The sequence below is a fragment of the Enterococcus sp. AZ088 genome (assembly GCF_051714845.1).
GTDB classification, from domain to species: Bacteria; Bacillota; Bacilli; order Lactobacillales; family Enterococcaceae; genus Enterococcus; species Enterococcus faecalis.
On sequence record NZ_JBIOSQ010000001.1, the window covers coordinates 2,393,473 to 2,416,722 of the forward strand.

The 23,250-nt window shown below is 38.9% G+C and carries 23 protein-coding genes; 2 read left to right on the forward strand and 21 right to left on the reverse strand.

Features of this window, described 5'->3' with window-relative positions; genetic code table 11:
* Positions 1-97: 97 nt before the first annotated feature.
* The 9 genes from IGL17_RS11545 to IGL17_RS11585 all read right to left on the reverse strand — a co-directional run bounded on the left by IGL17_RS11545 (position 98) and on the right by IGL17_RS11585 (position 8,747).
* Positions 98-625, reverse strand: coding sequence for a histidine phosphatase family protein (locus IGL17_RS11545; protein WP_002359138.1), 528 nt, complete (start codon positions 623-625; stop codon positions 98-100).
* A gap of 65 nt (positions 626-690) precedes the next feature.
* Positions 691-2,139 (reverse strand): amidase, encoded by a 1,449-nt coding sequence (locus tag IGL17_RS11550; RefSeq protein WP_016618233.1) that lies wholly within the window; start codon positions 2,137-2,139, stop codon positions 691-693.
* Between the two features lie 96 nt (positions 2,140-2,235).
* Complete coding sequence (locus tag IGL17_RS11555; RefSeq protein WP_002359135.1) at positions 2,236-2,901, reverse strand: helix-turn-helix domain-containing protein; 666 nt, start codon at positions 2,899-2,901, stop codon at positions 2,236-2,238.
* A gap of 379 nt (positions 2,902-3,280) precedes the next feature.
* On the reverse strand, positions 3,281-4,489 hold the full coding sequence (locus IGL17_RS11560) for an ABC transporter permease (protein WP_002367350.1): 1,209 nt from the start codon (positions 4,487-4,489) through the stop codon (positions 3,281-3,283).
* Complete coding sequence (locus tag IGL17_RS11565; RefSeq protein ID WP_002365285.1) at positions 4,486-5,160, reverse strand: ABC transporter ATP-binding protein; 675 nt, start codon at positions 5,158-5,160, stop codon at positions 4,486-4,488. The genes IGL17_RS11560 and IGL17_RS11565 overlap by 4 nt, the downstream gene beginning before the upstream one ends.
* Positions 5,153-6,319: an efflux RND transporter periplasmic adaptor subunit gene (locus tag IGL17_RS11570; protein ID WP_016618235.1), complete on the reverse strand. Its 1,167-nt coding sequence runs from the start codon at positions 6,317-6,319 to the stop codon at positions 5,153-5,155. Before IGL17_RS11570 ends, IGL17_RS11565 begins: the two co-directional genes overlap by 8 nt.
* 171 nt (positions 6,320-6,490) lie before the next feature.
* The gene (locus tag IGL17_RS11575) at positions 6,491-6,790 is read right to left on the reverse strand and encodes a rhodanese-like domain-containing protein (protein ID WP_002355066.1); all 300 of its coding nucleotides are present in this window, start codon (positions 6,788-6,790) and stop codon (positions 6,491-6,493) included.
* Entirely contained in the window at positions 6,783-8,432 is a 1,650-nt protein-coding gene (locus tag IGL17_RS11580; RefSeq protein WP_078126722.1) for an FAD-dependent oxidoreductase, read from the reverse strand. Before IGL17_RS11580 ends, IGL17_RS11575 begins: the two co-directional genes overlap by 8 nt.
* The gene (locus tag IGL17_RS11585; RefSeq protein WP_002367354.1) at positions 8,433-8,747 is read right to left on the reverse strand and encodes a rhodanese-like domain-containing protein; all 315 of its coding nucleotides are present in this window, start codon (positions 8,745-8,747) and stop codon (positions 8,433-8,435) included. It abuts the gene before it with no gap.
* Positions 8,748-8,915: 168 nt separating this feature from the next.
* Between IGL17_RS11585 and IGL17_RS11590 the strand changes: the two genes are divergently transcribed.
* Positions 8,916-9,176, forward strand: a complete 261-nt coding sequence (locus IGL17_RS11590) for a metal-sensitive transcriptional regulator (RefSeq protein ID WP_002355063.1) — start codon at positions 8,916-8,918, stop codon at positions 9,174-9,176.
* A 48-nt stretch (positions 9,177-9,224) separates the two neighbouring features.
* Here IGL17_RS11590 and IGL17_RS11595 read toward each other — a convergent pair whose 3' ends face one another.
* Both IGL17_RS11595 and IGL17_RS11600 read right to left on the reverse strand, forming a co-directional pair.
* Positions 9,225-10,484 carry an MFS transporter gene (locus tag IGL17_RS11595; protein WP_002368361.1) on the reverse strand — a complete coding sequence of 420 codons (1,260 nt, stop codon included), beginning with the start codon at positions 10,482-10,484 and terminating at the stop codon, positions 9,225-9,227.
* A 97-nt stretch (positions 10,485-10,581) separates the two neighbouring features.
* A complete protein-coding gene (locus IGL17_RS11600; RefSeq protein WP_002355061.1) occupies positions 10,582-11,790 on the reverse strand; it encodes a pyridoxal-phosphate-dependent aminotransferase family protein in 1,209 nt (402 codons plus the stop codon).
* Between the two features lie 171 nt (positions 11,791-11,961).
* On the opposite strand from IGL17_RS11600, the gene IGL17_RS11605 reads away from it, so the two are divergent.
* Entirely contained in the window at positions 11,962-13,587 is a 1,626-nt protein-coding gene (locus tag IGL17_RS11605; RefSeq protein ID WP_002361079.1) for a PucR family transcriptional regulator, read from the forward strand.
* Positions 13,588-13,704: 117 nt separating this feature from the next.
* Here IGL17_RS11605 and allE read toward each other — a convergent pair whose 3' ends face one another.
* The 10 genes from allE to IGL17_RS11655 all read right to left on the reverse strand — a co-directional run bounded on the left by allE (position 13,705) and on the right by IGL17_RS11655 (position 23,244).
* Complete coding sequence (allE, locus tag IGL17_RS11610) at positions 13,705-14,490, reverse strand: (S)-ureidoglycine aminohydrolase (protein WP_002384779.1); 786 nt, start codon at positions 14,488-14,490, stop codon at positions 13,705-13,707.
* Between the two features lie 21 nt (positions 14,491-14,511).
* Positions 14,512-15,735 carry an allantoate deiminase gene (gene allC, locus IGL17_RS11615; protein ID WP_010707067.1) on the reverse strand — a complete coding sequence of 408 codons (1,224 nt, stop codon included), beginning with the start codon at positions 15,733-15,735 and terminating at the stop codon, positions 14,512-14,514.
* A gap of 181 nt (positions 15,736-15,916) precedes the next feature.
* Entirely contained in the window at positions 15,917-17,281 is a 1,365-nt protein-coding gene (allB, locus tag IGL17_RS11620) for an allantoinase AllB (RefSeq protein ID WP_002367359.1), read from the reverse strand.
* Entirely contained in the window at positions 17,282-18,778 is a 1,497-nt protein-coding gene (gene allW / locus IGL17_RS11625) for an allantoin permease (RefSeq protein ID WP_078126723.1), read from the reverse strand.
* A gap of 580 nt (positions 18,779-19,358) precedes the next feature.
* Positions 19,359-19,595: a hypothetical protein gene (locus tag IGL17_RS11630; RefSeq protein WP_256856917.1), complete on the reverse strand. Its 237-nt coding sequence runs from the start codon at positions 19,593-19,595 to the stop codon at positions 19,359-19,361.
* A 183-nt stretch (positions 19,596-19,778) separates the two neighbouring features.
* The gene (locus tag IGL17_RS11635) at positions 19,779-20,378 is read right to left on the reverse strand and encodes a hypothetical protein (protein ID WP_016618241.1); all 600 of its coding nucleotides are present in this window, start codon (positions 20,376-20,378) and stop codon (positions 19,779-19,781) included.
* Between the two features lies 1 nt (position 20,379).
* The gene (locus IGL17_RS11640; RefSeq protein WP_104674554.1) at positions 20,380-21,837 is read right to left on the reverse strand and encodes a T7SS effector LXG polymorphic toxin; all 1,458 of its coding nucleotides are present in this window, start codon (positions 21,835-21,837) and stop codon (positions 20,380-20,382) included.
* Positions 21,828-22,190 carry a hypothetical protein gene (locus tag IGL17_RS11645; protein ID WP_078126725.1) on the reverse strand — a complete coding sequence of 121 codons (363 nt, stop codon included), beginning with the start codon at positions 22,188-22,190 and terminating at the stop codon, positions 21,828-21,830. Before IGL17_RS11645 ends, IGL17_RS11640 begins: the two co-directional genes overlap by 10 nt.
* 9 nt (positions 22,191-22,199) lie before the next feature.
* Positions 22,200-22,454 (reverse strand): hypothetical protein, encoded by a 255-nt coding sequence (locus IGL17_RS11650; protein WP_002372909.1) that lies wholly within the window; start codon positions 22,452-22,454, stop codon positions 22,200-22,202.
* Positions 22,455-22,731: 277 nt separating this feature from the next.
* The gene (locus tag IGL17_RS11655) at positions 22,732-23,244 is read right to left on the reverse strand and encodes a GNAT family N-acetyltransferase (protein ID WP_002403403.1); all 513 of its coding nucleotides are present in this window, start codon (positions 23,242-23,244) and stop codon (positions 22,732-22,734) included.
* Between the last annotated feature and the right edge of the window lie 6 nt (positions 23,245-23,250).

The window sequence follows — 23,250 nt, forward strand, 5'->3', positions numbered from 1 at the left end:
ATCCAAAAGTTAATTTATTATACATTAAAACGGAAGCGGTTTCTTATTTACCATAAAAAAAATCAAGTCTTTAACCAAAAGATTAAAGACTTGATTTTTATTCTCCGTATTGTACAAGTTGTGTATTTTCACAATGAAAGTCCAAGAAATCTTGGATTTTTTTACCATTGAAGTAGTTATCAATGACTCGCATGACCGCATTGTGGCAAACAAATAGGTAAGTTTCCTCTGAAGCCAAGGCTTCCTCAATCAGGGGATAAATTCGACCCGCGACATCTAGGACTGATTCCCCTTCTGGAAACGGCAAGGAAATCTCAGAACGATTTTCTTGGAAAGCCGTTGTTTCAATCGGTTCACCATCATAAATGCCAAAATTCATCTCAATTAAACGAGGTTCTGTTTCAATCGTCAATTGATTTCGTTCCGCAATTTTACGTGCTGTTTCTTGCGCCCGTTTTAAAGGCGACGCCAGTAAACGGTCGATTTGAATTCCTTGTTTGGCAATTTTTTCAGCTACCAATTCCGCTTGTTGATAGCCTTTTTCGGTCAATTGCGCTTCCGCATGACCACAAATTCTACGGGCCACATTATAATCTGTTTCACCATGTCTCACTACGTACAGCATTTTTCCACCTCAGTTTTTTGTCTTGTGTCTATTTTATCTGAAATTTGGTCACAATAACACCCTATTTAGCGGTAACTTTCTGGTAATTTAAATTTTCCTTCTTGCTCAAACTGTTCGCCTACTTGGAATAAGAGATCTTCACGTCCACGAGCAGCCAGCAATTGAATGCCTAAGGGTAACCCCGTTGCCGTAACATGTGTGGGCAAGCTGATGGCTGGTTGTCCTGTCAAGTTCGCTAGTTGAGTATACGGTGTTAGCTGTAAACTTTTATCAAAATAATCATAGATTAATTCAGCTAATTCTGCTTCTGTTAATTCTGCTGCTTGCGCCATTCGTTGACGAATGTGCTCACTTTGCAAATCTTCGTTAATTTTTGGTGCTGAAAAAGCCGTTGTTGGTGATAAAAACAGATCAAATTTTTGAAAAAGTTCTTCCATCGTTACTGCTGCTTGATCCCACAACTGTAATGAATGAACATAGGTGGCTGCTGGAATCTTTTGGCCAAATTGATGCATGGTCCATGAAAAAGGTTCGATTTCTTCTTTGCGAATTGGGCGCCCGAGCCCCTGTTGAATGCTGTTCATCATCGCTGTAGTTTCTGCGCCGTTCATTTGATAATAGGAGCGAATCAGCGCTGCACCATCGACTGGATAAGGAATCTCAATGATTTCATGGCCAGCGGCTGCCAGAAAATCAGCCGCTTGTTTCGCCGCTTGTGTTGCTTCTGGCGAAATCAGTGAGCCGATAGGCGAAGCGGTACACAGAGCAATTTTTAGCCGTTGTTTTTTAGGGTGTGTTTGCCATTCTGCCAAGGGCGCTTGGTAGGGGGCGCCACTGTGGCTACCACGTAGGCCATAAAATAACGCTTTGGTGTCTCTCATAGAAATAGTCAACGCAAAGTCAATCGAGGCACCTTGCCAGCCTCGCCAGCCTTCTGGGCCGACAGGCATGGAGCCACGGCTAGGTTTTAAGCCAATTAAGCCACTAAAAGAGGCGGGAATTCGGATGGAGCCACCGCCATCGCTAGCGCCGGCGATAGGAACAATCCCGCTAGCGACAACTGCGGCAGCGCCGCCACTGGAACCGCCTGGCGAATGTTCCAGGTTCCAAGGATTGCGGGCTGGCCCGTAAAGCGCAGGATCCGTAATATTTTTAAAGCCAAACTCTGGGGCGTTGGTTTGTCCTAAGGGCATCAAACCAATCGTTTCAGCTTTTTTGACAAAGTTAGAGGTCGTTGTTGCAGTACTATTTTTAAAAAGTTGCGAGCCGGCCGTTGCCGACCACCCCGCTTTTTCTTGGCCTAACATTTTCAAAGGAAATGGCAAACCAGCAAATAGTGTGTCCTGCTGTTTATTTTTTTGATAAGTTGCTTCTGCTTCTTGGCTATCAAAGGTTACAAAGCCATTGATCTTTGGATTTAACTTTTGGACTTTTTTCTCAATATCCTTTAAGAGTTCTGTGCGACTTACTTTCTGTTCTTTTAATTGTTGTACCCAATATAGTCCGTCTTTCATACAGACCCACCTCCTATACTATTCCGTATTAGTATAGCATGGTTTTTAGGGGTCATCCTGTAATGGTGATTTTCATTCGTCAAGTGCTTCTCTATTTTAAGTAAATAATTCGCCAATGTAAGGAAGCAACTGCGGATGCAGTTTGTAGCCTTTATAACGTGTATTTTGGATACCTTGTTTTTTAAAGCCCCCTACTTGAATTTTTTTATTTAATTTTGTCAGCTGTTTGGTCATTTTTTTTCGATTATTGGCTGTTTCTTCTGTGTCATATATTAATTTACACAGGCGCTCCATTGGTAAGTGTTCTTTTGGCGTACTATACAAGACAGCCAGTAGTGCACGTTCTGCGGCTGTTAGCTTTATCCCCTCTACATCTAACTTTTCATCTTCTCGTTGGATGGGTTTATTTAATTCTGCCAAAAGGAGATTTTCTCTTAATGTATCCAAAGTCGCATCCAATCGTAACCAATTGAGAATGCCATATTGATAGCTAATGCTCAATTCTTCCGAGGTAGGAATGTCTTCCGAGCGAAGAAACAACGGCGTTTTAACTCTGGCTAATTCCTTTAGATATAAATATTGTTCTTTGCGAGGAATCGTTTCGCTGAGAATGATTGCATCAAATTTTCGATAAAACAAATGACTTTCCTTAATTTCACCAATCAAACACGTCGTACAAAAAACTTGGTGATCTAAATGCTGTAAGCGGTTTTGAAAAGCAGTTTCTGATAAAATATTTTTTGTGATGACCATTATTTTCATTCTTGATTCCTCCTTAATTCTTTTTTAGTTCAAAATTTTCTCAATTTTCGTGTTTTGTTTTGATATATTTAGTATACTGGAAATTTTTCGAATTAAAATTTAGAAATTTACAAGCAAATCAGTCATTAACAGTCATTCCTATAATCCCTGATTTATAAAGGCTTTCTAATAGTCTTATTTAAAAAATATTTGTTATTTAATCCTCAACGTGCTATTTTTTCAATTTTTTTCTTTTTATTTAGCTGACAAACGTCAAAAGGTTGGTAGCTAATATCAACCTTTTGACGTTTGTCAGCTATTTTCTCTTGAAATCTTTGGATTTTTTTCTACTTTCACTAAAAAAAACAGCCAAAAGTGGCTGTTTTTTTGCTGTTTGTATTTATTTCATAATATCGATCAAGTCTTTTTTCGAAGCTGCCGAGGCAGGGAAATAGCTAAATACAACCCCGATAAAGACAGAAATCCCAATGGCTAATGAAACGGTCATTAAATCTGGACGAACAGAAAACGGTAGTGCCATTGATGCTAAGTAGGCAATAATCATTCCTAAAAGATAACCAGTAATTCCGCCGATTAAGGTCAAGGCAATTCCTTCTGTTAAGAATTGCTTTTTAATATCACTGGCTGTCCCGCCCAATGCACGTCGGATACCAATTTCCTTAATCCGTTCTGAAACCGAAATGTACATCATATTCATAACGCCGACCCCAGCAATTACCAGTGAAATGGCCGCAATTGCGGAAATAAACAAGGTTAAATTATTTAATAAAGAGCCCATTTCTTTGATGGTATCTTTAACATTATATTCTTGATACGTCCCGCTGTTTTTCATGGTTCCTTGTTGAGAGAGAGTTTTTATTGTTTCTTTCAATACTTGATCTGGTTGATAGCCAGGTGCTACTGTTAGCTTCAACGTAGATGTATCTTTTAGCTTGCCGAAATAATGTTCATAGGTCTTTTTGGGAAAATAAAGCAATGAGTCATCATTACCTGGACCAATGGCACCGCTGGTATTGGTTGTCACGCCAACAATGGTAAAAAGTTGATCTTTATACGGAAAAGTTCGATTAACTGCTGCAGTTGGGTCTTGGTAGAGTTCTTTGGCAACCAGTTCATCCACCACCACTGTTTTATCCAGTTTTGCATTGTCTCCATCATTCAGTTGGCGTCCCGCCAACAATTCTTTGGTGGTTTTGTTGGCAAGTTCATAGGTTACAGAAAGATTTTTCGGTCCTGCTTGAAAATTCAGTGTACCTTTTTGGGCGCCATCAACTTCTCTTTGATCAAAATCAATTTTTTCTACGCCAGGAACCATGCGCACGACCCCTAAATCATTGTCGGTAAACATCGCTTGGTCACTAAACATATCCGAAGTGTTGTAGGCCGAAAAAGAAATCTTTTTCACATTTTCTTTTTGTTTTTCAGCAGATAATTTATCGACCATGTCTTCTTTAAAGCCGTTACCGATAGCCACGATGGTAATCACCGAAGCGATCCCGATGACAATCCCTAGCATCGTTAACAAGCTGCGTCGCTTATTTTTCAAAATGGAACGGAAGGCGGTTTTCCAAATAATTGAACGTTTCATGTCAGCACCTCCTCTAAAATCTTTCCATCACGAACTTTAATCAAACGATTGCAGTATTCAATTGTTTCTTCATCATGTGTCACTAAAATAATGGTGACACCTTCATTGTTTAATTGCTGAAAGAGCGTTAAAATTTCTTCCGATGTTTTACTATCTAAAGCCCCAGTTGGTTCATCTGCAATAATAAAACTTGGCCGATTGACAATCGCACGTGCAATGGCAACACGTTGTTGTTGTCCGCCCGAAAGTTGTTTTGGATGCTTCTTGCCTTTATCTGGCAAGCCGACTTTTGTCAGAACTTCGTGGACACGATCTTTGGCTTCTTTTGGGGTTAACCCACTATATAAAAGAGGTAATTCAATGTTTTCTTCAACTGTTAGTGTTTCAATTAAACTAAAATTCTGAAAGACAAAGCCGACTGCTTCATTTCTAATTCGGGATAGTTCCTTATCAGAAAAGTCGCCAATTTCACGGTCTTCAAATAAATACGTTCCTTCAAACTTTTTATCAATAAAGCCTAGCAAATTAATCAAAGTCGATTTCCCAGAACCAGAAGGACCCATAATCGCTAAAAATTCTCCAGCGTCTACTTGGAGGTTAATATCATCTAACACATGCAGTGTTTCTTCTTCGGAATAATAATATTTATGAATATGGGCTAGCTTAATCATTGGCAGCTACCTGAACATCTTGATTATCTTTTAATTCTTTATTGGGATTGGCAATCACTTGGTCTTTCCAGTTCAAGCCACTTTTGACAACTTTACGACCTAAATTTGTTTCTGTTTCAATCGGTGTTTTTTTCGCTTTGCCCGCTTTGTAAACATAGACAAATTCTTTTTCGCCTTCTTTTTGGATTGCTGCTGTCGGTATAATCATTTGCTTTTGCGGCACAGCGATGCTAGTAGACAAGCCTTCTGCCCAAGGAAAATCACCTTCTACTGTAAATTGATAACTCACTACTGGATTACCTTCATTTTTAGCTATTGGGGTTTGCGCAATGGAAACAATTTTGCCTGGCGCTGATTTGCCTGAACCAACGGTCGTCACTGTTACTTCTTCCCCTGTCTGTAATTTATCGTAATCATATTCGGTTACTTTTCCTTGAATATTTTTCTTTTGTGTTGCAATTTTAATGACTGGTTTGTCGGTACTACTCATGGCACTAGCATCGACAGTGACTTGGCCATCAATTGGTGCTGTAACAACTGTGTTGACTTTGCCACGTGTTTGTTCAAGCGTGTTTGCTGCTCCGACGGCATCACTGTTGGCTAATTGAAGGGCTTGGTTAGCTTGGGCGACTTCACTATTCGCAGCACTAACAGCTTCATTCAATTGCTGAATTTCCGCATTTAGTGTTTCTTTCTCTTCAGCCTCTTTTGTGGTGTTTAATTTTTGCTTGGCTGCAGCAACTTTGTTTAAGGCTTCATTGTATTTTTGAGTTGCTAAGTTAACGTTCTCTTGTGCTTGTTGGACTTGAAGATTGTTTCGATTAACAGCATTCGCTTGTTCTGTTTCTGTGGCTTGGATGTCTGAGTTATTGTACGTTAACAATGGGCTATCTTTCTTGACTTCTTTACCATTTTCAACATTTATTTCGGCAATTTTTCCTAAAGAAGGATCAAAGAAAATATCCCGAGTATCTAGAAAACTCACTTGACCATCTAATTTTAATGAGGCCATTTCTGTAATGGTATACGTTGTGTATTCAGGTTCAACTTCTTTTGAAGAAAAAACTGTTTTTGCTCCGATAAATCCGACGACGACCACTGCGGCACCAATACCGAACCACACTTTTTTATTTCGCTTCTTCTGGCCTGACTTTTTCATTTATTTGTTCCTCCTTGATTTCTGTTGACGAGTTTGTCATTTTATTTAGTATATAATGAATAAAAAAACTGGTCCCTTCATCTTCCTATCATTCCTCTTACAGTTTTGACACATCTTTATCTAACAAAAAAACGTTTATCCTGTGTAAAAGGATAAACGTTTTTTGTTATTTTATTGTTCTAATTGACCCAACCAGCCAGATGTACCACCTAGAACATTGGTTACTTGATACCCTTGTTGACTGAGAAACGCACACGCTTGTGCGGAGCGCGATCCCATTTGACAAATCAGATAATAGGGTTGGTTTTTATCTAATTGCTGATAATTTTCGGTTAAAGTACTTAAAGGTAAGTTGATGGCCTGGGGGACATGCCCCAGTTGGTATTCCATTTCTTCTCGTACATCAATAATCGGTAATTTTTTTCGTTTTGCTTCCTGATAAAATTCAGGCATGCCAATCGTGTTATACATTTTCTAGTTCCTCCGGTTTTACCATTCGATATAGCGCAAAAGCACCATCTAAATTTTTGGCTGAGATGCCTGCTTGTTTTAGCATCCGTTCTGCAATATAACTACGCAAACCGCTGTGACAACTAACAATGTACTCCGTTGACTTGTCTAATTCCTCCAAACGTTCTCTTAACTCATTTAAAGGAATAGAGACAGCATTTTTAAATTGACCATTGGCTCGTTCGGCGGGATTACGGACATCTAATAAAACAGCCCCCTTAGCTAATTCGTTGGATAACTCATGCCATTGAACGTTTTCACTCAATCCTTCTACAAGGTTCATCGCTGCATAACCTAACATGTTCACGGGATCTTTCGCTGAACCAAACGGCGGCGCATAGGTAAACTCTAATTCAGGCAAATCAAAAATAGTTAACTGTCCTTTAATAGCGGTCGCAAGAATATCAATCCGCTTATCTACGCCCTTTGCCCCAATTCCTTGTGCGCCATAAATTTCCCCTGTCGTAGGATGGAAAACTAATTTTAACTGAAGATCTGTTGCACCAGGATAATACCCCGCATGGTCTTTTCCACTGATATGCACAACAGCTGTTGTTAGTCCAGCAGCTTTAGCAGCTCGTTCGCTTAAACCAGTTGAAGCGGCGGTTAAATCAAAGACTCGCACAATGGCAGTCCCAATGCTCCCTTGATTTTTTCTCTCTAACCCAGCAATCACATCCGCTACTTGACGTCCTTGGCGATTGGCAGGAGAAGCTAAAGAAATCAGCGCATCTTCTTGAGTGATTTGTTGTTTCACTACAATAGCATCCCCAACCGCATAAATATCGGGTTGATTCGTTTGATAGTGTTCATCAACAACAATACCGCCACGTAAACCAGTTGCTACACCTGCTTCAACTGCTAAGGTATTTTCTGGTTGGACACCCACCGACAAAATGGTTAAATCAGAAGCTAATGTTTGACCGTCTTCTAAGCGAATCACTTGCCCTTCTTCTTCAAAAGCAACCGCAGATTGTCCCGTAATTACTTGAACATTGTTTTTGCTTAATTCAGCTTTGACAAAAGCGGCCATTTCTTCGTCTAATGGCGGTAAAACATGGGGTGCCTTTTCCACGAGAGTGACTTCTAATCCGCGTTTTTGCAAGTTTTCTGCCATTTCCAAGCCAATGAAGCCTGCGCCAATCACGACGGCTCGTTTTGTTTCTGGTGTCAATGCTGTCATAATTTGATCTAAATCAGGAACATTTCTTAATGAAAAAACATTTTTGGCTTCTGCCAATCCTGTAATTGGTGGCACAAAAGGTTTCGCCCCTGGTGATAAAATTAATTTGTCATAGTGTTCTGTTAAAATTTCTGTTTCATGTTTCACTGTGATCACTTTTTCTATTGGATCAATCGCCACGACTTCATGGTGAGGACGAACATCTAAATTAAACCGTGCCTTTAACGCTTCGGGTGTTTGAACAAGCAGTTGCTCTCTTTCTGCGATTTCGCCAGAAACGTAGTAAGGCAAACCACAGTTTGCAAATGAAACAAAAGGGCCTTTTTCCATGACAACAATTTCAGCATCTTCCATTAAGCGACGTAAACGTGTCGCTGCTGACATGCCACCAGCCACGCCACCGATAATTACAATTTTCATTTATTTTCCTCCTTTAATTTGACCAGACCATTGGGACATCCCGCCACGAACGTTAATCACGTGATAGTTTTTTCTCGCTAAAATTTTGGCCGCATTTTTACTGCGCATGCCGGACTGGCAAATCACATAGACTTCGTTAGCGGATTTGTTGTAGGCGGGAATTTTGTTAAGTGGGACATTAGTCGCTTGTGGAATATGCCCTGTGCGGTATTCGCTAGGTGTTCGGACATCTAATAACGTTATCTCTTTAGATAAACGTGACTGCAATTCCTTTGTTGAAATACTTGGCGTTTTTTTAAACAATTGAAATAACATCTTTTTCTCCTTCTCTTATATACCTTATGGGGTATATTTAACATGAAAAAGTTAGACTTGTCAACTGAAGAGATTTCTGCCATTTTTAGATTCAAAGAAAAGATAGTTGACAAAAATACCTCGTGTAGGTATATTTTAAACCAATCACTACTCTTAAGGAGGGGCAAAATGACTGAAGAAAAAAAGAAAGTGCTGAATCGTTTACGCCGCACAGAAGGTCAAATTCGCGGGATTCAAAAAATGATTGATGAAGAAAAAGAATGTATCGATGTTATCACTCAGTTGAGTGCGGTCCGTTCTAGTATTGATCGCGTGATGGGGATGATTGTTGCGGAGAATTTAAAGCATTGCTTTGAAAATCCTGAAAAAGACCCTAAAGAACAAGAAGAGCGATTAGCACAAGCAATCAATATGATTGTCAAAAAGTAAAACAACGCAAACTTATTCAGCGAAAGATAAGTTTGCGTTGTTTTATTTTTATTTATTAGACGAATCTGCCCCGCGTTTTTTTAAATTGACAAGCATAAAAAGAATCGTGCCAATTAGTAAAATCACGACGGCGATATAAAAGCCCATGACTTTCGAACCCGTTGTGTCAGAAATTTTCCCAGTCAAAGCTGGGGCGATCACAGATGACATCATGCCGAAAAAGTTAAACACGCCCAAAGTAGTGCCAATTCCAATTTTTGGTGCATTTTCACCTAGCCAAGAAATAATAATCGGTTCTACAGCTAATTTTCCTAAGAACCCATACATAATTAAAGCAATTAATAACAACGTCGCATTACTTACTTGTACAGTTAACAAGAGCATGGCTGTTGCTAAAAATTCTAAAACAACGATGAATTGAACTTTTTTATGCATGTACTTATCCGCCAACCGACTAAAAAATAACGCTCCTGGAATAGAGGCAAATGCGACCAGCGAAGAGGATAATCCTATCGCCGCTCCTTGGAAACCACGTTCGGTACTTAAAAAATTAGGTAACCAAGTCACAATCATATAATATGCATAACAAGTGCCAAAATATAAAATATACGCAAATAGCATATGTGGCGCAAACAGTTTTTTAAAGGGCACTTTTTCTTTTACCGCTCCGTTATCTTTTTCATCAACAACGGTTGGCTGAATCAAGGCCATGTCTTCTTTATGATTGCGAATAATCACTTGAAAAGCCACTAACATACAAATAATCATAAAGGCGGAAATGTACATCATCACTTGCCAAGGCAATCCTTTTTGGGCAACTAAATAACTAGATAAAATCATCCCTAAACCTGAACCAACGGCTGAACCACTGTTGACAATAGCTGTTGCAAAACTTTTTTTGGCTTGAGGAATGTTTTGCGACGTCAACGAGTAAGCCGAGCCATAGAAAGAACCACATCCTAAGCCTGCCAATAAGCTACCTAAGTAAATTGTTCCAATCGTTTGGGCTTGGGCAATCAGTAATGCTGCCAGCGCAAACAAGATAAAGCCTGGAATTAATACACGTTTTTTCCCAATCTTGTCTACCAAGAAGCCTGCAGGAATCTGCATGACTACGTAACCGAGAAAATAAAAGCTAGAAATGGACCCTAGGGCTGTATCGGAAGCGTTACCATTGAGAGACGCACGAATTTGTGGATAAACAGGAGAAAGCGCGGAACGATAAATCCAGATTGTTACCCAGCCCATACATAGTAAAATAACGATTTTTTTCCAATAAGCCAACGAACTTTTTGTCTTGTCTGTCATTTTCTTTTCCTCCACCAATCATTTTTTTGGTTAACATTTCACAAGGAACAAAAGCACTACGCTTTTTTACGTAGTGACCTTTGTCCTACCTTCTTTTTTAGTTTAAATACTCAGCCAATGCATGAGTACTACCGCTACCGCCTTCAAATTGATAACCTTGGTGTTTCAATACAGTCTCAAAGGCACTTAAGAAATGCAACACATTGTCTTCGCGACTGCTGTAACCCATATTACCGACCCGCCAAATTTTTCCTTTTAAATCACCGAAGGAAGAGGCAATTTCAACTTTAAAATGATCCAGTAATAAGCTCCGCACTTTTTCACCATCAATTCCTTCTGGAATGACCACAGGAATGACTGTTGGTGTTTTTGTGTCTAACTTCCCGAAAATTTCTAAGCCCATTTTTTGCAGACTTTCAACTAAAATACGATCGTTTTTCCGATGACGTGCGTAGACATTTTCCATGCCTTCTTGAAGTAACAAGCGCAACCCTTCATGTAGACCATAAATCATTGTAGTCGCTTCTGTATGGTGATTTAAGCGCTCTGGCCCCCAATATTTTTCTAATTGCGATAAATCCAAGTAGTTACTTTGAATGAACCGTTCATTCCGCGCATCCGCGCCAAGCCCTAACTCTTTTTGGTAACGGCCCGCCAGATAGTCGGCCACACGTTGGTTGTAAGTAATCAAAGAAAGACCTGAAGGTACGCTGACACATTTTTGAGTGCCTGCTACCGCAATATCAATCTTCCAATCATCGACCTTTGTTTCGACACCGCCGTAAGTCGCCACCATATCTACTACGAAGAAAATTTCATTTTCCCGACAAAAGGCGCCAATTTGATCCAGCGGTTGCATTTGTGCATTCGCCGTTTCGCCGTGGACCATCGCAACAATTTTTGGTTGATGTTCTTTAATCGCTTCAATCACCGTTGTTTGTTCAAACGGTGCGAGCCAGTCCTTTTCTAAATAAATGACTTCGGCCCGGGCGCGTTCGCAAATTTCACCTAATAAATAAGCAAACCGGCCGTACGCAGGCACAAGCACTTTGTCACCTGGCTCAATCAATGCAAATAACCCCGCTTCTAAGCCTGAACGTGACGTGCCATCAATGGCAAAGGCTTGTTGATTCTTTGTGGCAAAAGGTACTTTAATCATTTCCCGAACTTCGTCCATAATCTGTAGAAATTCTGGATCAAATTGCCCTAAAATTGGTTGACCCATTTGACGAAGTACCGATGGATGGGCTTCGACTGGTCCCGGCGTCATGATTGTTCGCCGTACAAAATTTGGTTGTTGATACATAGTAATCCCTCACTTCATTTTTAATTCTTCTCTTTTATTATCTTTGGAAAAACCCAGAAATTCATTGTTCAATTTGCACTATTTTGACTTTGTTTTTTAGACATATTCAATAACTATCTTTTGTACTCCTTTTTATTCTTCGCTATACTATAAAAAAAGGAGGTTGTTGTGATGAAAATATTAGCTGAGGTCTTGGCTTTACCAAGATTTTCTGACTTACAATTATTATCGTCTCACTCAAACTTAACGCAGCCCTTGGAAAGTGTAGAAATCACGGAAACACCTGATGTGGCTGATTTTATCCCTAAAAATGTCATGATTTTAACAACGGCAATGATTTATAAAGATGATCAAGAAAAATTGAAACCTTTTATTGACTCGCTAAAACAAGCAGAGTGTACGGCTTTAGGAATCAAAGTTGGGCGGTTCCTTGACGAAATTTCACCAGAAATTGTTGCCTATGCCAGTGCCGTTGATTTGCCCCTGATTAAAATTCCTAGCACACAGCCACTAGGCGGGTTGTTGCATGAAATTGTAGGCTATCTTCGTGATAGCAAAACCGAACAGATGTCTGTAGCATTTGACATCCAAAAGCGTTTTTCAACATTATTAATGCAAGATGTTGATGCTACGCGCTTCATCGCTGAATTTGCGAAAATTTTAAATGCGCCAATTATTTTATTAAGTCCTTGGCAACAGGTGATTGCCCACTCGAATTATTTTTATGGCAATCAAAAATCAGCGGAGTTTTTTATCAAACAATTATCAAAAGACCACTTTCAACAATTGGCACAAGAAAAGAAAATCTTTCGTTTACAGGATGAGCGACAAGAAAACATTCAAGTAGCTGGCTTTCCAATTCGTGTGAACGATTATTTTCCCTATTATTTATTGGTCTTATCTCCTGAACAGATTCCTTATCCTATTTCTGAATTTGCCATTGATCAGGCCATTTTAGTTTTGACTTTTATGTTATTTAAAAACCAGAAAATTGCTGAATCTTTTGAACATCTCAAAACAGACTTTTTGGACCGCTTGCTTGATACACATCAAGAAGCACTGAGTAAACATCAAAATTGGTTGGAACTTTGGAAAAATTATCGTTTAATCAACAGTGATTATTATCAATTAGCGATTGTCTACGGCGTGACTAAACCAGAAAATGAAACCCATATTCGTTATCAGCAAGCGGAAGGGCAACTAATTTTCCAATGGCTCAAAGAACAATTGCCGGAAATCCTGCCAGATGTCGCCTTGTTTAAATTAAAAAATCAAAATAAAAGTATCTTGATTTTTCAATCTAAGAAAAATGACCATTTGATGATTTTGCAAAACCTCGCTGAACGTTTGCAACAGGCTTTGCCTATTACCATTCGCTTTGCTTTAGGCAATGCTTATGAAAACCTAGAAGATTTGCCTAATTCTTATATTGAAGCTTCCTCGACATTAGAGGCTTCTTTACACGCTCAAAAACCAGCAACTGTGCAATTGTTCCATCCCAAAGGCCTAGCTGGACTTTTTGAAAAGATTGGCACTGAAGATGTTGAATACTTTTGCCAGCAACAATTGAAAGAGTTGGCCTATCCGACGGAACCGACGTTACAAGAATTACGAAAAACCTTAAAAGTTTTTTTAGATTTCAATTGCGAAATTACTAAAACGGCCAACGCTCTTTACCTTCACAGAAACACCATTAAATATCGCATGAATCAATGTGAAAAATTATTAGGTACCTCTATTCAAGAGCCTGAGACGAGTTTACTCTTACGGGTAGCGCTGGAACTTTCAGAAAAATAATTAACAGGAAAATAGCCGAATAAAAGTAACGTCTACCAAGAAGAAGGACTCTACCGTTCACCACTGCGTGTTCAAATCCTATTGTTCCGAGGTCATTACTTTACATTCGGCTTTTCTTTATAATTCTGGTTCACGATTGGCATCTTTGGAATAAACGTACATTAGCGGTTCTTCACGGCCAACCGCATAGGCTGCTTGTGGCACATAGGCACTCATGAAAATATAGTCCCCTTTTTCCACTGGATACCATTCATTGTCCAAATTGTACATCCCTTGGCCACTAATTAAATACGCACCATGCTCTTGGACATGCGTTTCAATGTAGGCGTGACTAGCGCCTGGTTCAAAAGATAAGATATGCATATTCATATCAAAGTCAAACTCTTTCGGCAATAAACTCCAAAGTAAAACGTCTGTCATTCCTTCATATTCTTCGGGTTGTTGGTCATGAATTGACCCAACCACTTTATAAGGTTGATGGCCCGCCAACGGCTGATAGCGTTTTTTATATAAGAAAACTTCTGTGTCCGCTTCCTGTGCATTCGCTAAATACATTTTCATTTCAGGCGTAAAGTAGGCATAGCCCCCGGCTTCAAGCTCATGGGTTTCTTGACCATCCGAAACGCGCAAACGACCGTCAATGACATAAACCAACGTTTGAATCCCGTCGCCACCAAAACCAGTTGTTTGTTGACCATTTTTATGAAACGTAGCAATGTAATCCACAAATGTCGCACCTAATTTAGGTGATCCCAAAATGGAAATATCGACATTTTCAAAACCAGGTACTGCATTTTGCACCAAACCATCATGGGGAATAATGGCGTAATTGTCTTTTTTTATCACAGCTCTTGATGTTAACAATTCTTTTTGGTAACCAACTCGATTATTTTTATAACCCATCACAATTCTTCCTTTTCTATCTTATTTATACGCTAATTCATATAAGGTATCTGCTAAAAGCTTGACGCCTTCAACCAAATCTGGAAATGCCGTTGCTTCTGCAGGATTATGACTAATCCCACCAATACTTGGCACAAATATCATCGCTGTCGGGTAATGAGGCGCAATAATTTGCGAATCATGCCCAGCACCACTATGCATCATACGATACTGATACTTGCCTTCTTTGGCTTTTTGTTCAATAACTTCTACAATTGCTTGATTCATCGGTACAGGGGCTTCATCCATCCAGCGGTCAATCGCAATCGTCAAGCCTAATTCTTGAGCAATTGTTTTCATCCGTTCTTCTAATTCACCGGTAAAATGTCGTAAAAAAGCAGCGTCGGTATGACGGCAGTCAATTGTAAATTCCACTTCTCCAGGCACCACGTTGACTGTATTGGGTTTCGGAATAACTTTGCCGAATGTTAAAACTAACGGATCCCCAATTTCGTTCGCACGATCAATGGCTTCTGCACAAATTTTAGCAAAGCCATATACCGCATCATGACGGTAACTCATTGGCGTAGTGCCTGCATGATTGGCTTGCCCTTTTAAGGTAACCGTGTAGCGACGTTGCCCTACAATACTATGAACAACACCGACTTGGAGCTTTTCGTTCTCTAAAATATTGCCTTGTTCAATATGAATTTCGACAAATGCTTCAATGTCCTCACGTCTAGTTTGCTCCTGCCGAAAATCAAAGCCTTGGCGATGCATCTCATCAACAAACTTTTTACCTTCGTTGTCAGAGATGTCGACTACTTCTTCACGTTTGGCTTCACCAACGACATTTTTACTTCCCCAGAAAACCGTTGGAAAACGACTCCCTTCTTCTTCAGCCATGGAAAGCACTTCTAGAGAACGCCGTGGTTTCCCATATTTGTCTAATAAATATTGAACAGCCGTCATGGAAGCAATAACACCATATTGACCATCTAAGGTCCCACCATTAACTACTGTGTCGATATGTGACCCAGTTAAAATCGTTTCCTGAGGAAATTCCGTTCCTGCCACTCGACAAAACAGATTCCCGACTTCGTCAAATTGCGTTTCCAGTCCAAACGCCTCAGTTTGGCTTTGCACATACTTTTGTGCTGCCAACCACGAATCTGTATAAAGTAAGCGTGTCATCCCTCCTGCAGGATCACTCCCAATTGCTGACAACTCTTCGATTCTTTGTTTTAAAACTTTTTCCAAGTCCATCACAAAACCTCCTGACTGATTACACTCTGATTGTAAACGTTTCCCTAGCTATCTTCATTGTACTTATCAAACAAAATTAAGCCTTTTTTTGTGCAAAACAGCCAACGAACATCCTCTAACTCGTGGACAGAGGCGCTAATTCAATCACGCTTCTGTCCCTTTCCATTTCTAAAATAGGTGTTTAATTTTTGATAAATACGCCGTTAAATGCCTCAGTTACTCCAGTTTCTTGTGCGTAAATTGTTTCGCCTCTTAAAATTGTTTGAATCACTTGGGCCCCAATTTCACGACCAATGTAAGGACTAATTTTATTTCGGTATTCTAAATCTTCTGCTTTTAAGATATACGGCGCATTAGGTTTAATTAGTACAAAATCGGCATCCTTACCAATGCTGATGCGGCCTTTTTGCGCTAAGTGATAACGGTCAGCTGGGTTTGCTGCAATCATATCCGCGAATTGTTTCAAGGATAAACCACGTTTTTGGACGGCTTCATCGAATAACACATCGACGTTATTTTGAACACCAGAAATGCCGCCCCAAGCTTCAAAAGCATTGGTTGTATCTTTTAAGTCTGGCGTACAAGGAGAATGGTCAGAGGTTACAAACGCGATGCCGCCTGTTTGCACGTGGTTCCATAAGGCGGCTTGTTGATCCGCGTCACGAATCGGCGGCGAACATTTGACAACTGGACCAATGGCATCAAGTTCATCCGTAGTAAAATATAAATAATGCGTACATGTTTCACAAGTCACATCTACCCCTTCTGCTTGGGCTTTCAAAACTTCTTCCACGCCTTCTTGACAAGCCACATGACAAATATGAATCCGACAACCTGTTTCTTTGGCAAATAAAATGGCTTTTTGAATCGCTTCAACTTCGGTAAACACAGGACGTGTAGCTACATATGCCGCTAAAGTCGTTTCACCATTTTGATAAGCTAACGCGCCTAATTTATCCGTAATTGGTGCATTTTCTGCATGGATTGCTAGCACTTTGCCAGTCTTGGCGACTTGTTTCATTCCTTCATATAGTGAATAATCGTCGACATTTTGAAAGTCTCCTTCAATTGAACGATCGCCACACGTTCCTAAAAAGCATTTATAGCCGGAAACGCCTCCTTCATCAAGTTCCTGAATCCCACCAGCCAAATTGGTCGGGACCACGCCGCCAAATGACCCTACATCTACTTTTAGTTTATTTTCTCCTGCCTTGTATTTGATCTCAAGAGAGGTCTTATCCACAGTTGCTGGAATCTGATTTAAAGGCATTTCCATAAAGGTCGTCACGCCCCCTTTGGCACAAGCGGCCGTTCCTGTGACATACCCTTCCCATTCATCGCGGTAACCACCACCAGGATCGGTAATATGAACATGAGCATCCACCATCCCAGGACTAACGACTAAACCCGTCGCATCAATCACACGTTCTCCTGACAAGTCTTGCCCAATCGCTACGATTTTTCCTCCTTGAACGGCGACATCCGTAATGACTTCTCCAGTTTCTAAAATAACTAACCCGTTTTTAATCACTAACTCTGCTTGCATTTATTTTCCCTCCTGATAAGCTGTTTCTTTCACTTTTTTTGAATCCCAAGTCCATTTTTTTAACACTAAGTACAGCACAAAACCTGTGGCAAAGCCCACAAACCACGAAATATCAGCAATGATTTTAACCTGTGGAATAAATTGACCACTTAAGGAAAGAACCAACGCCAGAATAGTAGCGACATACGCCGGCTTGTTTAATCCGTAAAAAGGATTGGCTTCCTCTTTTTTGCGTTTATCTACATATAAAGCATTTAAATCTATTTGTTGCTTTTGAACAAAATAATAATTCGCAATCATCACGCCAGCGACTGGTCCTAAAACAGCCCCAATTGCGTTCAGAAAAATAAAAATACTATCGGCGTTTTCCATCAGTTTCCAAGGCATAATGAGAAAGCTGATAACACTGGCAATCATGACGCCTTTTTTATACGTCATTTTTTTAGGAAATAGCGCCGCCAATTGATAACCTGCCGGAATGATGTTCCCCGTTGCATTCGTTGAAATAGTCGTTAATAAGAAAACCGACATGGCTAAGACCACCACTGCCACATTATCTAAACGATCAATAATGTTTAAAATATTCCATTCTTGAATCCCAAAATACAGCGAACCACCTAACAGAATAACCACACTGGAAAAAGCGAAAATCCCATAACCAACAACTAAACCTGCTGTTTGCCCCACAACCTGAGCACGTGTCGAGCGCGCATTCTTAGTAAAATCCGCTATACTCGCACCAGGCGCTGACCAAACGGCCACAACCGAGTTAAAAATAATCAGATACGCCACCAGTGGATTGACTGAACGAATCGCACCAGAAACTTGATAGGACAAAATCGGTGTTAAACCGCCCCCAGCTCGAATGGCCCAAATCGTTAATCCAATAATAACGACATAAATCAACGGACTTAAAATGGCGGTAAACCGGTTCAAAATTTTGCTACCACCGAAACCTATTGCCACATTTAAGAGCCAGAAAAGAGTAAACGCCATTAATTCAGGTAGCCTGAGACCAAAAAACTGGAATGACCCACCAATTTCTAAAAAGTTCGGCCAAAATTTCCCGAGAATGATTAATAAAGCCAGCGATCCTGTAAATGTTTGCAGACCAAACCAAGCAATTGCGGCCACACAACCTCTTAAGAACCCTGGCAGTTTTGCCCCGAGACTGCCGTAAGTAGACTGTAAGTGCATCGCAAAAGGAATGCCATATTTAGAGCCAGCCACGCCATTCAAATTCATGAAGGCTGCTACAATGAATGAGCTTAGCACAACTGCCAGCATAACTTGCAGCGGCGATAAACCTAAGAAAATAAAGCCGCCCACTGCTGCATAATTCGGGATATTATGAATCGAACCCATCCATAATGTAAAAAAATTGCGCGCGCCCATTGTCCGTTGTTTCGGGCTACTTGGCAACAAATCCTCATTGTAGCCACGTGCTTTCAGCGCTGTTTCTTCTTGAGCTGTTACTTGAGACACATTTTTCTCCACGACAAACTCTCCTTTTTATTAAAATTTTTTTCTATTAAAACACCCTACCTTCTCTTTTTTGTCACTTTTGCACAAACATGCGTACTACTCTCATCACACGAATTGTAAGCGCTTTTTATAACAAGAATCATTAGTTACCCCAACTAAATAACAAACGATTCTTTGTTCACTTTGAACGAAAAAATAGCAACCTTTTTTATATCGTCTTCTCACTCTAGAAAATAAGAAACAAATCTTTTTATTCACATATTATGTACAACTTCTCTTTTCAAATGCTAAAATACGTTTATTATTAAAAATGACATAAATAAATTATACAGTTAAATGAAACCCAACACAACATTTTTTAATCAAACACACACAAAACAGATAAACTGAAGTGGATTTTCAGGAAGAGACCCATCCTGAAAAAAGACACTGACAAAAGAGTTTTCTCACAAGATCGACAACTTTTCACAGATTCAAAATCTTCTTTTTCAATTTTTACGTTTTTAAAAATAACATTTTGAAAATAAAAAAATGCTTAATTTTAATCAAAAAAATAAACAAAGATTTCTGATAAAATCAGAAATCTTTGTTTCTAATGCATTTCCTCTAAGCTAGTGGCGAATAAGTTTTTGGTTTGTCGATCAAACTCATTGAGCTTTTGTATTTGCTTGTGGAGCTTGTCAATGTCCTGTTGCATGCTTTCTGCCATCTTAATAAAGGTCCGTTGAGCATTTTGTAAGAGTTCATAAATTCCTGGAATTGGCTGACTATGGGCTAATGTGGCGACTGCTCTAGCAGAATCGTGCAATAATTGTTGGTTGGCTTTCATGATTTTTATTTTTAATTTACTTTAAATAGAGTGATTACAGTTAATTCAAACCGCAATCACTCTATTTCTTTTTAATGAATATACAGTTATCTTTTGTTAGTTATTGGCAACTTGATTAGTGAGTTATTGCTTAATAGTCAAGTCTTTACTATCCGACCTTAATCAGATAGTAAAGCGCCTTTTTTAATTATAATTGTTGAAATACTCAATAATTATATTTTGCATAGAATCATTATTAATTGTATCATCGCTAATAAAATTTAAAAATAAATCATAAACTTCTTGGTTCTGATACTTATATAAAAGTTTACAAATAGGCAACAACATTTCTGGTTCTATATTGTGATTATTTTGAAAATATTTAGCTAATACTTTGGCTGATGTATCATTTATTTTATTTTCCATCGCTTCAATAAATATAATTTTTTCATCACTTGAATAAACTTCTGATGTAATTAGTTCAACAAGCTCATCTTCATTTAAATCCTCTTCAAAGATGTTTAATCGACTCTTATTTACATTATCTCTAGCTTTTTTGTCATCATTATAATAATTTTCTAAAAAAGTGGGATAATCGACTAGCTCATAAACTAATAAATTCATATCTTTAATATACGAACCAACATTTTCTTTGTAAACTTGAAAGTCTGTAAGTTCATATATTGATAACCCTCCAAAATCATCCACTATTCTAATTTCATTTTCTTTTTTTATAAGAACTGGATAGAGTTTATTAAGAGTAATATCCCTATTTTCTTTGTTAGAAATTACTTTTACAATCATATTATCTAACCCCCTTCGGTATAAAATTATTATCCAAGTCTATGATCCAAAAATCATCAATAAGTCCATTCCTAATTTTAAGGTCTTTAGGAATTGGTACTTTCATTTTCACATCATAAAAACTAGTTTCACTAGTTTTTAAATTCTGATAATAGTGAACCTTTCCTTTCCCCATTGACGTTTCATAACTATATGTTGATTCCATTTTTGCCCAGTCTGACATGGAACTCCCGTTCTTAGTAAGTTCAGAAATTACCTTAGTGTCTTTTAAATCAGAACCAGATATAATAGGTTTTGAGTTTTCGATTATATCACCTTTCATTAATTCATTTTTATATTGTTGATATTGGGTACTATTTCTTGAGTTCTTTGGAACACTAGCCACACTGACTTTCTTAGAAAAAGTCTGCGCATTTCTTGCCGAAGCAACGCCCATTCCTACTGACCACAAGGAATCCCAAACGCCTGATTCTTGGATTTCATCCATAATGCCTTGGCCTTTTGACAGGAGACCTAATCCTAAAACTCTGTCATCTTTTTCAAAGTAATTATAGCCTTTTTTCTGTTGGTTATTGGCTCGTGTTGTCAGTTCTTTCGGGGTCAATTCTACTACATCTAAGTCGTATTTTTTTACTAGATAAGCTAAATTTCCTGATAGTTTTTTCTCGTCTATTCGGTAGGAATAGCCGTCCTTTTCTAACATGTAATACTCAAAGCCGCGTGATCTATCATGAACACGAATAATCGTACAGCCTTCTAATAATTGTTTGTCAGTCACTTCATTTTTAGTATCTTTTTTAATTTCCGTAAAGTAACTTTTATCAACCCCACTTGGCAAGGTGTAGAGACCGTTGCTTTTGACAGTTGTTTCATTCAGGACTAAGATGCCTTGCATCGCCAACTGCATTTCCTCTAAGCTAGTGGCGAACAGGTTTTTAGTTTGTCGATCAAACTCATTGAGCTTTTGTATTTGCTTGTGGAGCTTATCAATGTCTTGTTGCATACTATCAGCCATCTTAATAAAGGTCCGTTGGGCATTTTGTAAGAGTTCATAAATTCCTGGAATCGGCTGACTATGGGCTAGCGTGGCGACTGCCCTAGCAGAATCGTGCAATAATTGTTGGTTGGCTTTCATGATTTTTATTTTCAATTTGAGTTTGTCTTCATCTAAAAAACCTTCACTGGCAATAAACGCATCCGCAGCGCTGTATTTGGCCAAATCACTTTGGACATTATCAACGGCGGCAGTCATTCGATGAATCGTCGGAATCACTAATTCTGAAAATAGCCCTTTTCCCGCATTATAGGCAGCACCAGACAATGTATGACCGTCGATAGCTGCGATTAGTTGCTGACAACCTGCTGTTAGCTCACTGGTGGTTGTTCGGGCAACTGCTAGGTTGCTGGACAGCGCGCGCATCATTGCTGAAGAATCGCTACTGGAGTAGATTAATCCCATGACAACCGACTCCTTTCTCTTTGGAGCTGTAGTCGTTCTTCATTCGATTGTGCGGTTGCTTTTGTGTATCTTTGACTTAATTCATGTGTCTGTTGTTGTAAAAAGACCCTTAAATAGCGTTGTTTTCCAGAGAGCTCCTCTTGCTCCCAACGCGTCGACTTACCGCCTTTATGAATCACTTCGGCGTTGAGTTGCTCAAGTTCGCGAAAATTTCTGGTTAGTTCAGACTCTAGTGTACCAAAAATGGTTTGGATTTGCTTCTTTTCCTTCGACAATTGATCCATCGCTCGTTCTTTTTCGACAATCTGTTCCGCATAGTTCCTTCTTAATTTTTCATTCGTATCCTTTTCCATCGTTTCTCCTTATTTAAACGTTGTTTGGCTATCTCTAGCCGCCATCGTTGCCGCTAATTTGGGGAATTTATTGGCTTGTGCGTTGACACCATTGACTACTTTTGCTAATTGATTGAGCAGTTGATTACTGACTTTAACCCCTTTTTTCATACTTGAAATATTGCTTTCTCCTAAACGACATGTTTGATTTTTATTCACAGATACACTCTTGATCCCGGCAATTGCCTTTTGAGCAGCGCCTTGATTGGATGCAATTTTTACCATATTTCCTCATCACTCCTTTTCATTTTTTTACCCACATCAAACTAAATCAATTATAAATAAAATGATAACTAAAATCAAAACGTTTTTCACTAACAACAAATTTAATAAGGTTTAAAATTATGTTTTAAAAAACAAATAAATGTTATATAAACAAAAAACTTAACTAAATAGCCTTTTAAATATAAACGAAACCTAAAAAACAAAAAAATATAATTTTTTTATATAAAAATAAAAAAAGTGAAAATAATCACCTTTTGATTATTTTCACTTTTCTCTACTATAATTCCTTTAACAAAATAAAATCCGTCTGTTCATCGTCTCCCATAAAAAACGAATGTTGACTGTAATAGCGGTAGCCAATCGTTTTATAAAATGCCCGCGCCGCATCATTGTGTTCCCAGACACCTAGCCACAGTGCGTTTTTACCAAATTCACGAGCTTTTTCTTCCGCCAGTTCTAACAATTGTGTTCCCAGCTTCTTTCCTTTAAACGCAGGCAAAATATACAATCGCTCAACCTCGAGCTTTTCTGGCCCCATCGGTTCCGTTTGTGCCTTCTCACGATTTAATTTCATGTAGCCAGCTAATTGATTATCGACAAAGATAAAATAAAAGTCAGAGTGGGGATTAGCCAATTCCTTTTGTAATTTTTCTAAATTGTAGGCTTCTACTAAATAGGCTTGCATATTTTCTGGGGTATTATATGGTCCGAAAGTATCTGTATAAGTTTCAATGCTGATTTCTTGTAACGCTGGTGCATCTTCTATTGTTAATTGTTTTATTTCTCCCATCAATCA